At 53.2% G+C, this 7,384-nt stretch carries 9 protein-coding genes; 7 read left to right on the forward strand and 2 right to left on the reverse strand.

From position 1 onward, the window contains the following. Nucleotides 1–292: 292 nt before the first annotated feature. The 7 genes from KB557_RS07645 to KB557_RS07675 are packed head-to-tail and all read left to right on the forward strand — an operon-like array spanning nt 293 to nt 5,393. On the forward strand, nt 293–1,162 hold the full coding sequence (locus KB557_RS07645; protein WP_255132916.1) for a heme A synthase: 870 nt from the start codon (nt 293–295) through the stop codon (nt 1,160–1,162). Continuing rightward, nucleotides 1,155–2,135: a heme o synthase gene (locus tag KB557_RS07650; protein WP_255132919.1), complete on the forward strand. Its 981-nt coding sequence runs from the start codon at nt 1,155–1,157 to the stop codon at nt 2,133–2,135. Before KB557_RS07645 ends, KB557_RS07650 begins: the two co-directional genes overlap by 8 nt. Further along, nucleotides 2,132–3,145 (forward strand): ATP-binding cassette domain-containing protein, encoded by a 1,014-nt coding sequence (locus KB557_RS07655; RefSeq protein ID WP_255132921.1) that lies wholly within the window; start codon nt 2,132–2,134, stop codon nt 3,143–3,145. Before KB557_RS07650 ends, KB557_RS07655 begins: the two co-directional genes overlap by 4 nt. Nucleotides 3,146–3,199: 54 nt before the next feature. Further along, entirely contained in the window at nt 3,200–4,021 is an 822-nt protein-coding gene (locus tag KB557_RS07660; RefSeq protein WP_255132923.1) for an ABC transporter permease, read from the forward strand. Between the two features lie 4 nt (nt 4,022–4,025). Further along, nucleotides 4,026–4,436 (forward strand): hypothetical protein, encoded by a 411-nt coding sequence (locus tag KB557_RS07665; protein WP_255132925.1) that lies wholly within the window; start codon nt 4,026–4,028, stop codon nt 4,434–4,436. A 6-nt stretch (nt 4,437–4,442) separates the two neighbouring features. Then, nucleotides 4,443–5,144: an N-acetylmannosamine-6-phosphate 2-epimerase gene (locus tag KB557_RS07670; protein WP_255132927.1), complete on the forward strand. Its 702-nt coding sequence runs from the start codon at nt 4,443–4,445 to the stop codon at nt 5,142–5,144. A gap of 54 nt (nt 5,145–5,198) precedes the next feature. Then, nucleotides 5,199–5,393 (forward strand): hypothetical protein, encoded by a 195-nt coding sequence (locus KB557_RS07675; protein ID WP_255132928.1) that lies wholly within the window; start codon nt 5,199–5,201, stop codon nt 5,391–5,393. Here the strand turns inward: KB557_RS07675 and fabG are convergent. Beyond that, complete coding sequence (gene fabG, locus KB557_RS07680; protein ID WP_255132930.1) at nt 5,347–6,102, reverse strand: 3-oxoacyl-[acyl-carrier-protein] reductase; 756 nt, start codon at nt 6,100–6,102, stop codon at nt 5,347–5,349. The genes KB557_RS07675 and fabG overlap by 47 nt on opposite strands. 36 nt (nt 6,103–6,138) lie before the next feature. Continuing rightward, on the reverse strand, nt 6,139–7,203 hold the full coding sequence (locus KB557_RS07685; RefSeq protein ID WP_255132933.1) for a TrkA family potassium uptake protein: 1,065 nt from the start codon (nt 7,201–7,203) through the stop codon (nt 6,139–6,141). Between the last annotated feature and the right edge of the window lie 181 nt (nt 7,204–7,384).

Here is a 7,384-nt window from a genome sequence, read left to right on the forward strand (position 1 = left end):
TGAGTAATTTGCGGCCCAAAACCCGGCAAGCACAAGAAGCATGCCTGCTACAGAGGTAATGATCGCAGAGGGAATGCGCATTGGCGCTTTTATTTAAAAGCTGAGTATTAACCCTATGCAGTTTGCCCCCACCTACAACGACCGGAAAAAGAAAGTTTTCTTTTAAATGCTGAAAACCTCACGAAGGCAAGATCCCAATACTTGCTTAAGGCTCTCCACTGCTTGGGATCGCTAGCGTTTAAAGCAAGCCCTGTGGGGCACCGCGACACGGTTGAACTTGAGCCCATTTGAATTGCCCTCTTTAAACCCCTTGCGGTTGTGCAGGCAGCTGGTGGTGGCCCTTGTGGCTTTAGTTGTTGTGGGTGGAGCCACAAGGGTTATGGAAGCTGGCTTGGCATGCCCCGATTGGCCCCTTTGCTACGGCAGCCTTTTGCCCAGTAGGCAGATGAACCTTCAAGTTTTTCTTGAATGGTTTCATCGCCTTGATGCTTTTTTTGTGGGAATTGGCCTTGTTTTATTACTGGTTTCATCGATTTTGAATCGTCGTGATAATCCTCGCTGGCTCCCTTGGTTGAGCGGATTAGCTCTTCTGCTGGTGGCAGCCCAAGGGGCACTTGGAGCACTCACAGTTACTCAATTGCTGCGTTTCGATATCGTTACGGCCCATCTGGCCACTGCGCTTCTGCTGGTGGCGCTTCTAAGTGCAATCGCTCAATTATTGCGGCCTCCTGTGGCGGGTCCGAGGCCCCGCGGGGCATTTTTGCTTTGCGCTGTGGCTGGTTCGCTTGTGTTTGGCCAATGCGTTGCAGGTGGATTGATGGCAACCCAATGGGCCTCTGGCCGCTGTTTGCGCGTAGCTGAAGGTTGTGCCTGGCTTTCCGCCCATCGCAGCCTTGCCACCCCAGCTGCAAGTTGCTGCGCTCTTTTGGCGATTTTGCTTTTGGCCTTTCCATGCCCTCCCTTTGCCAGGCGCCTTGGAGTGGCAGCAGGAGCCCTAGCGGCCTGCCAAGTGGTGCTTGGAGTGCTCACCTTGAAACTTTCGTTATCTGAACCCCTCGTAACCGTTGCCCATCAGTTACTGGCGGCTTTGCTTGTGGCAACCCTGCCAGCTGCTGCTTTGGCCTTAAGACCAAGTACCTCTGTGGAGTTTTCCCGTGGCTGAAGCTGTTGCTATCGCTGTTCCCCTTACTAGCCGTGAGCAGGTGGTTCCCAGCCGAGCACGGTTGAAATTACCGCCCTGGTTAGAAATTGCTAAACCGCGGCTAATTCCACTTTTGCTTGCCACCACCCTTGGTGGCATGGCACTAACGGAAAGCTGGCCGATTCCTATTCCGAGATTGGCCTGCACCCTTGGTGGCGGAGCTCTTGCAGCAGCAGCGGCAGGAGTGCTCAATTGCCTATGGGAGGAGCAGCTTGATGGCCGCATGGCCCGCACCAGCGGCAGAGCTTTGCCCTCGGGGCGCTTGAGTGCCGGTAATGCTTTTTATATCGCGGTAGCGCTTGCTTGCAGTGCTGGATTGCTTTTGGTGATGGGGGTGAATTGCTTAGCGGCAAGTTTGTCTTTATTGGGGCTGTGCAGCTACGTGCTGCTTTACACCGTGGTGTTAAAACCACGCACCACTCAAAACATCGTGATCGGTGGGGTGGCTGGCGCTATTCCGCCTCTTGTTGGCGCCGCAGCTGCCACCGGTCATATTGGCCTTGGTGGTTGGTGGTTATTTGCCTTGGTAATGCTTTGGACCCCAGCTCATTTCTGGGCCCTTGCACTTTTATTAGAAGATGACTACCGCTCGGTGGGCATTCCGATGTTGCCTGTGGTGAAGGGCCCTGTAGTTACAGGAAACGCGATCATTCGCTACGCCTGGGCCACCATTGCAGTGAGTTTTCTGGGCGTATTTATCCTTCCCAGCGGAGGACTGTTTTATGGCCTGATGGTTTTGCCATTTAACGGCCGTTTGCTGCAAATGGCTCAGCAGCTACAGCAAGATCCATTTGATCGGCAGAAGGCAAAGGGGATGTTTAGATGGTCGATTCTTTATCTATTCGGCATCTGTTTGTTGTTACTACTCGCTAGAACATCAACAGCAAGTGATTTCAATTTGCAGCTAAGCAGTTTCTTTCATAGTTTCCAGTGATCAATCTCGAGCAAATTTATAAACGCTATGGCAGCGTTAGCGCTCTTGAGGGGCTTTCTCTTGAGGTGCCAAAGGGATGTTTATATGGTTTGCTTGGCCCAAATGGCGCCGGTAAAACCACCGCTTTACGTATCCTTTGCACCCTATTAGCGCCAGATCAGGGCCGGGTTTTTATCGCCGGGCTGGATGCTCTGGCTGATCCTCGCGGGGCAAGGGCTCAGTTGGGATATGTGGCCCAAGAGGTGGCGATCGACAAAATCCTTACGGGCAGGGAGCTCCTCGAACTGCAGGGCAGTCTTTATCACCTAAGCGCTGCTAGATCGCGGGATCGCATTGCTGCCCTCTCGGCGTTATTGGGTATGGAGGAATGGTTGGATCGCCGTTGCGGCAGTTATTCAGGCGGTATGCGTAGGCGCTTGGATCTGGCCTGCGGCTTACTACATGATCCTGCTGTGTTGGTGTTGGATGAACCCACAGTTGGCCTTGATATTGAAAGCAGGGCGGCACTTTGGGATGTTTTACAACAATTGCGGCAGCAGGGCACCACAATTTTATTGAGCAGTCATTACTTAGAAGAGGTGGATGCCTTGGCTGATCGTTTAGCGATTTTGGATCGCGGTTGTGTGATCGCTGAGGGAACCCCTGAGCAACTAAAGCAACAGCTTGGCGGTGATCGCATCACTTTGCGGGTGCGTGAATTTGCCAGCCAGCAAGAGGCCCAACGGGTGCAGCAAATAATTCAGGGCTTGCTTGGCGTAAGCCAGGTGTTGATCAATCGCGCCCAGGGCCACGCCATTAATTTTGTGCTCGAAGCCCAAGGATCAGAAGCCCTGCTTCAACTAAGGCAGCAGCTGGAACATGCCCAGGTACCTGTGTTTTCGTTGGCCCAAAGTCGCCCCAGCCTCGACGACGTTTACCTGCAGGCCACCGGCCGCACCTTGATGGACGCTGAATTAGCAGCCATTTCGAGCCGTGATTCCAAGGCGGAAAAGAAACAGGCGATGCGTTAACCCGGTTGCATTTTCGTTTGCTTTTTACCAACTCCCATTATTTTCTTTTTGCCCGTGTTTGCCCCATCTGCAATTGCTGAAATTAGTCAGGAAACCCTTGCTTTAAGCAAGCGCCTGTTTCTGCAACTAAAACGGCGCCCCTCCACTTTGGTGGCCGGAATTTTGCAACCCTTGATTTGGTTGGTGCTTTTTGGCGCTTTATTTGCCAAGGCACCGATGGGTTTATTTCCTGGTGGTGGTAGCTACGGCAAATTTTTAGGGGCAGGGGTAATCGTATTCACAGCATTTAGCGCGGCCTTAAATGCAGGATTGCCTGTGATGTTTGATCGGGAATTTGGCTTTTTAAATCGTTTACTGGTGGCGCCATTGCGCTCGCGTTATTCAATTGTGCTTGCTTCTGTGCTTTACATCACCAGCCTCAGTTTGGTGCAAAGTTTGGCGATCATGGCTGCCGCCTGGGGATTGGGTTATGGCTGGCCCGGAGGGGCAGGTTTACTGGTGGTGATCGGCACCTTGCTGCTACTGGTGGCTGCTGTTACTGCATTGAGTTTGGCCCTGGCTTTTGCTTTGCCCGGCCATATCGAATTGATTGCAGTGATTTTTGTTGCCAACTTGCCGTTGCTATTTGCAAGCACTGCTTTGGCCCCGATCAGCTACATGCCTGGCTGGTTGGGCTGGCTTGCAGCCCTAAATCCCCTTACCTTCGCGATTGAACCGATCCGCGCGGCTTACCTAGGCCAGTTTGCTTTTGATGCGGTAGTGCTTGAGGCTCCCTATGGAGCTCTCACCGCCGCCCAATGCCTGCTGTTGCTTCTGGTGTTATCCGCAGGTTTGTTTTTGTCCATCCGGCCTTTGTTAGACCGGAAATTGAGCTAACGCCGTGGTTGCCCATCCGCTTTCTGCCTCCGCCCGAGCCCGCAAAGAGCTGGAGGCATTAAAACTTGCCCTTGCTGAAAAAGATGAGGCTGCCTTGAGGCTTTTAAGCGAACGCTATGCCCATCGCCAAGGGCCAAAGGCACTACAGATATTGATTCGCAAATTGGCCTCTACGGAGGAGATGGCAACTTTTTGGCAGCTACAATTATTACCAAAAGAAATCCCTAAAGTAGAAATTAGTCATACAGAATTCACTCAAGAAGAAGTTGCTCAGGAAGAATTAATTCAAGAAGAAATAATTGAAGTAGAGATAAGCCAGCAACCTCCCCTTGAAATCAAAGCGAGAAGCGAAGTTGCGCGGCGGCTGCGAGGTTGGCTACCCAGTTGGGATGGCCCTTTGCGTCAAGCCAGCTGAACTGCCATGAGCTCAAAAACCCTTCCTGCTCCATTACTGCTGCCCCGTGGATTGATCGTTTCGGTGCAGGCACCGGAAGGTTCGCCTATGCGTGATCCTGATGTAATTGCTGCTATGGCAGAAGCCAGTTTGCGCAATGGGGCAATTGGCGTAAGGCTTGAAAGCCCAGAACATATCGGTGCTGTGCGCCGCCGCTGCCCTAAAGCTTTGATAATCGGCCTGTGGAAACGCAGCTTTCCAGATAGTGCTGTTTACATAACCCCAGGCTGGAACGAGATCCAAGAGGTGTGGTCTGCGGGAGCAGACGTGATTGCAATTGATGCCACTGCTCGCTACCGGCCTGGGGGGCAGGAGTTGGCGGCGTTAGTGCAAAGGGCACAAAATGAACTGATGGCGCCGTTGATGGCGGATGTGGATTGTTTGAGTAATGGCTTAATTGCAGCTGCTTTGGGTTGCCAATGGGTGGGTACCACCCTTTATGGCTACACCGAAGCCACCGCAGCTGAGCGGCCACCGGCCTGGGATCTGTTGAAACCTTTAAGGCAGCAGTTGCCAGCAACTACGGGCCTTATCTGCGAAGGCGGCATCGCGAGCGCAGCCGAGGCAAGCCGTGCTTTAGCGGAAGGTGCTGATGCGGTGGTGGTGGGCACCGCTATTACCGGCGTTGATCTACAGGTGGCAAGTTATGTGGCAAAACTAAAAGGCTGATTACTCACCTATTCGGGTTTTGCCAATTAACATTGATATGAGTGATATTTTCCGATGACGTTCCTGGTGTTGGCGGCCTTGGGCCTGCTAATGGCGCTCATCTACATACCTTTGCGTATCACCCTTACCCTCACAGCTAGGGGGCGTCGTTTGAAATTGCTGCAAAGGATTCGCCTCTTGCGCCAGCAATTGGGTTCGGGCGTTACCCCATCAACATCCCCCCATCCACCTGCATTACCTGCCCCGTGATGTAAGCGGCGGCTGGATCAGCTGCCAAAAATCGCACTGCTCCAGCCACTTCAGCCGCTTCTCCATAGCGCCCCAAAGGGATTGCCGCCAATAAGGCTTCTGCTTGTAGATCCTTAGTCATATCGGTGGCGATAAAACCTGGTGCTACGGCATTTACGGTTATCCCCCTGCTGGCAAGTTCCCTCGCAGTGCTGCGGGTAAAACCAATCACCCCCGCCTTGGCTGCGGCGTAATTTGCTTGGCCCGCATTTCCCATCAAACCCACCACGGAGGTGATATTCACAATTCGCCCACTTTTTTGCTTAAGCATCGGCCTAGTAACAGCTCTTGTGCAAAGAAATACACCGGTGAGATTTAGATCGATTACCGCTTGCCAATCGCTTGTTTTCATTCGCATCAGCAACCCGTCGCGGGTGATGCCGGCGTTATTAATCAGCACATCAATACTGCCGCCGCGCTCGATTACCCCATCAATAAGGGCGATCACTTCTGCTTCATTGCTTACATCTGCCTGCAAAGCAAAAGCCTTGCCCCCTTGAGCTGTGATTTCTGCCACCACGGCAGCAGCAGCAGCGGCGGAGCTGGCGTAATTAATTGCAACGGTGGCACCTGCGGCCGCTAGCTCAAGGGCCACGGCCCTGCCGATCCCTCTGCTAGCCCCGGTAACAAGCGCGGTTTTGCCCAATAGGGGGGAATGGGCTTGGCTCATGGCTGCAGCGAAACTGGCGCGATCGTAAGGGTGCGCTTAGCCCTGCACTGCACTGCAGGTTTGCAAAGCGGAGCCCAAAAGTAGTTCGAGGGCTTCTAATTGTTTTGGGCTACCCATCACCACAAGGCGCTGGCCGAGGCTCAAGGTGGTGTTGCCACTGGGGTTAGCAAGTAAACCATCTGGGCCCTGGATTGCTAAAACCAAAGCCCCACCAGTGCGTCTGCCAAGGTCTAGCTCGATCAAGCTACGACCCATCACGGCATGGGCTAATTGGGGGTTATCGCTGAGTTGAAATTCCTCCACTTCGCAATTGGAACCCGCCAAAAGATCAAGGAAATTGAGGGCAAGGGGGCGTAGGGCGGTGGCGGCCATGATTCGCCCGCCGGCGATGTAAGGCGACACCACTGCGTCAGCGCCGGCCTGTCTCAATTTGCGTTCTGCTTCACCGCTATCTGCACGTGCAATCAAACGGCAATTGGGAAATAAACCACGGGCGCTTAGCACCACATAAAGATTGGCGGCATTGCTTGGTAGAGCTGCCACAAGTGCTCTGCAGTGCTGAATACCTGCCTCCTGCAATGTTTCATCCAAGGTGGCATCACCATTAAGCACTTCCAAATTGCGATTTCGGGCCTCGGCAATTCTTTCCGGATCGGTTTCGATCACTAAAACAGCCACATTTTCGGCGCTGAGTTGTGCGGCGATTTCACGACCGATGCGGCCGTAGCCGCAAACAATTACGTGGTTGCGTACGCGTTGAAGTTCTTGCATCCGTTGCCAGCGCCGGCGTCGCTGAAAATAACCACTTTCCTGAAGGCTAAGCAGCCATTGCAAGGTTTGCTGCACCACCACGATGCCGCCGAGCAACATCAGCACCGTTACCCAGCGGCCAGCAGGACTTACTACGGTTTGATCGCCATAACCAACGGTGGTGAGGGTAATTGCCACCTGCCAAAAGCAATCCCCCCAATCCCAACCTTCACTGAGGCGGTAACCGCACGCGCCACCGATCACCACCATTCCAAGCGGCAGTAAGGGAGTATTCAGCAAAGGGCTTAGGCGCCGTTGCATCCGTTGGCGCCTTCCTAAAAAAGACGCCATTTTTTTTAAGCCATGCCAAGAGCTTTTAAAACAGCTGTTGGGGTTAATGCGCTCAACGGCTGATCACCACGAAGATGCTCTAAATCCACCAGGGTGATACCGGTTAAACCAGCTAAAAGCGTTACTGCTGGATTGTTGCTCACAAGCACATCTGCACTTGCTACTTGAGCGGCTTGCTCAA

Source organism: Synechococcus sp. Cruz CV12-2-Slac-r (assembly GCF_024346075.1).
Classification (GTDB): Bacteria; Cyanobacteriota; Cyanobacteriia; order PCC-6307; family Cyanobiaceae; genus Synechococcus_D.